This window comes from Mesorhizobium sp. M7A.T.Ca.US.000.02.2.1, assembly GCF_003996995.1.
Classification (GTDB): Bacteria; Pseudomonadota; Alphaproteobacteria; order Rhizobiales; family Rhizobiaceae; genus Mesorhizobium.
Window position 1 is genome coordinate 1 of record NZ_RZTT01000585.1, and the last position, 2,854, is coordinate 2,854.

Genomic DNA, 2,854 nt, shown 5'->3' on the forward strand with positions numbered 1-2,854 from the left:
TTCCTGGGCGACTCCAAGCCGGTGCCGATCACCGAGGCGGAAGCCCAGCGCATCCTGAACCAGGTGCAGGAAGGCGTCGAGCGGCCCAAGCCCTCGGTCACGTTCGAGATCGGCGAAGCGATCCGCGTTTCGGATGGTCCGTTCGCGTCGTTCAACGGTTTCGTCCAGGAAGTGGACGAGGAGCGGGCGCGGCTCAAGGTGGAAGTTTCGATCTTCGGGCGCGCCGTGCCGGTCGATCTGGAATTCGGACAGGTCGAAAAGGGCTGATCCGAAATCCCTGACGCCGGTTTGGCGATCAGGGGAGGCGGCGCGGAAGCGCGCGGCCTGAGACGGTGGGAGGCGAGTGCGGCTTTAGCCGGCTGCGCGAACCGCACCACCAGACTGCAACCGCCGGCATGACCGGCATAGACAAAGGCAGGAAAAGAGATGGCTAAGAAAATTGCAGGCCAGCTCAAGCTCCAGGTGAAAGCGGGATCGGCGACGCCGTCTCCCCCGATCGGCCCGGCGCTTGGTCAGCGTGGCATCAACATCATGGAATTCTGCAAGGCGTTCAACGCGCAGACCCAGGAAATGGAAAAGGGATCGCCGGTTCCGGTCGTCATCACCTACTATCAGGACAAGTCCTTCACCTTCGTCATGAAGACGGCGCCGGTGAGCTACTTCCTGAAGAAGGCGGCGAACCTGACGTCCGGTTCCAAGGAGCCGGGCAAGGTCAAGGCCGGTACGGTTTCGCGTGACAAGGTCCGCGAGATTGCCACCGCGAAGATGAAAGACCTGAACGCAAACGACGTCGAAGCGGCCATGCGCATGGTCGAGGGCTCCGCCCGCTCGATGGGTCTGGAAGTGGTGGGCTAAGATCATGGCAAAGATTGCAAAGCGCGTATCGAAGACCCGCGAAGGCATCGATCCCAACAAGGCTTATGCCCTGGGCGATGCGCTGAAGCTGCTCAAGGACCGTTCCTCGGTGAAGTTCGATGAGACCATCGAAGTCGCCATGAACCTCGGCGTCGACCCGCGCCATGCCGACCAGATGGTCCGCGGCGTGGTCAACCTGCCGAACGGCACCGGCCGCTCGGTGCGTGTCGCCGTGTTCGCCCGTGGCGACAAGGCCGACGAAGCGCGCGCCGCCGGCGCCGACATCGTCGGTGCCGAGGATCTGGTCGACATCGTCCAGAAGGGCACGATCGATTTTGATCGCTGCATCGCCACGCCGGACATGATGCCGCTGGTCGGTCGTCTGGGCAAAGTGCTCGGCCCGCGCGGCATGATGCCGAACCCGAAGGTCGGCACCGTCACCACTGACGTTGCCGCCGCCGTCAAGGCATCCAAGGGCGGCGCCGTCGAGTTCCGTGTCGAGAAGGCTGGCATCGTCCATGCCGGCGTCGGCAAGGTCTCGTTCGACGTCAAGGCCCTGGAAGAGAACATCCGCGCCTTCGCCGATGCGGTGACCAAGGCAAAGCCGACTGGCGCCAAGGGCAACTACGTCAAGAAGGTGTCGGTCACCTCGACGATGGGCCCGGGCCTCAAGCTCGACGTCGCGACGCTCAACGCGTCCTGATAAGTTTTGATCGAGATCGGCCGGTAAACGGCTGATCTGCAAAGAATTCCGGGCCTCCGACCTAGTTGGCGGCCCGGTACCGGAAGCCGAGAGGTTTCCGGACATCCTGTCCGAGATTGCAGGCGGCCCAGAAGCCTTAATTCGATTTGGGCCTGCATGAGACGGGTGAAGACCGGACAACGGAGCGATTGCTCCAATGAAAGGTTCGAACCGTGTTTGCCTTTTGTCTGCGCATCGCCGGCTTGACCGTCGATGTGGCGAAAGGGGGCAGGATCCTCGAGCGTCGTTCGGGAGATCCGTTATTGGATGGCCCGGCCGACAAAAGGCAACCCGACGCCTGTCCTCGTCAATGGGATGTTCCCGTTAACAGGATTGGGGTCAACTGGAGATAGGCAGTGGACAGAGCGGAAAAACGCGAACTCGTCACGGGCCTGAACGGTGCGTTCTCGAACGCAGGTTCAGTGGTCGTGGCCCACTACGCCGGTATCACCGTCGCGCAAATGAACGACCTTCGGTCGAAAATGCGCGCCGCCGGTGGCACCGTCAAAGTCGCGAAGAACCGTCTCGCCAAAATCGCTCTTCAGGGCACGGACTCCGCATCGATCATCGAGCTGTTCAAGGGACAGACGCTGATTGCTTATTCGGAGGATCCGATTGCGGCGCCGAAGGTCGCGTCCGATTTCGCCAAGGGAAATGACAAGCTCGTCATTCTCGGCGGCGCAATGGGCACCACCTCGCTCAATGCCGACGGTGTGAAGGCACTCGCCACACTTCCGTCGCTCGATGAGCTGCGCGCCAGGCTGGTTGGCATGATCGCCACGCCGGCAACCCGGATCGCCCAGATCGTCAATGCGCCAGCGGCCTCGGTCGCGCGCGTCATCGGCGCTTACGCCCGGAAGGACGAGGCGGCATGAGGCCGTTCCTCGCTATCACAAACACACGTTCGAACCTTATGAAGGAACACAACAATGGCTGATCTCGCAAAGATCGTAGACGACCTTTCGAAGCTGACCGTCCTCGAGGCGGCCGAGCTGTCGAAGCTTCTGGAAGAAAAGTGGGGCGTTTCCGCCGCTGCTCCGGTGGCTGTTGCCGCCGCTGGCGGTGGAGCGGCCGCTGCTGCTCCGGTCGAGGAAAAGACGGAATTCGACGTCGTCCTCACCGAGGCAGGCGCTCAGAAAATCAACGTCATCAAGGAAGTCCGCGCCATCACCGGTCTTGGCCTCAAGGAAGCCAAGGATCTGGTCGAAGCGGCTCCGAAGCCGGTCAAGGAAGGCGTTTCCAAGGCCGACGCTGACA

General features: G+C 62.1%; 4 protein-coding genes and 1 pseudogene. All 5 read left to right on the forward strand.

Features of this window, described 5'->3' with window-relative positions; all coding sequences use genetic code 11:
• Positions 1-267: pseudogene (locus tag EOD15_RS32000) on the forward strand (transcription termination/antitermination protein NusG); the annotation flags it as partial.
• Between the two features lie 159 nt (positions 268-426).
• Positions 427-855 carry a 50S ribosomal protein L11 gene (gene rplK, locus EOD15_RS32005; RefSeq protein WP_013531410.1) on the forward strand — a complete coding sequence of 143 codons (429 nt, stop codon included), beginning with the start codon at positions 427-429 and terminating at the stop codon, positions 853-855.
• Between the two features lie 4 nt (positions 856-859).
• Positions 860-1,558 carry a 50S ribosomal protein L1 gene (gene rplA / locus EOD15_RS32010; protein ID WP_013531411.1) on the forward strand — a complete coding sequence of 233 codons (699 nt, stop codon included), beginning with the start codon at positions 860-862 and terminating at the stop codon, positions 1,556-1,558.
• Between the two features lie 395 nt (positions 1,559-1,953).
• Complete coding sequence (rplJ, locus tag EOD15_RS32015) at positions 1,954-2,472, forward strand: 50S ribosomal protein L10 (RefSeq protein ID WP_013531412.1); 519 nt, start codon at positions 1,954-1,956, stop codon at positions 2,470-2,472.
• Between the two features lie 54 nt (positions 2,473-2,526).
• A partial coding sequence (rplL, locus tag EOD15_RS32020) for a 50S ribosomal protein L7/L12 (protein WP_127409192.1) occupies positions 2,527-2,854 on the forward strand: 328 nt, incomplete at its 3' end.

Bases quoted from the DNA above. Each gene is read 5' to 3' on its own strand.
- rplK (WP_013531410.1), top strand. From the start codon at position 427: ATGGCTAAGAAAATTGCAGGCCAGCTCAAGCTCCAGGTGAAAGCGGGA.
- rplA (WP_013531411.1), top strand. From the start codon at position 860: ATGGCAAAGATTGCAAAGCGCGTATCGAAGACCCGCGAAGGCATCGAT.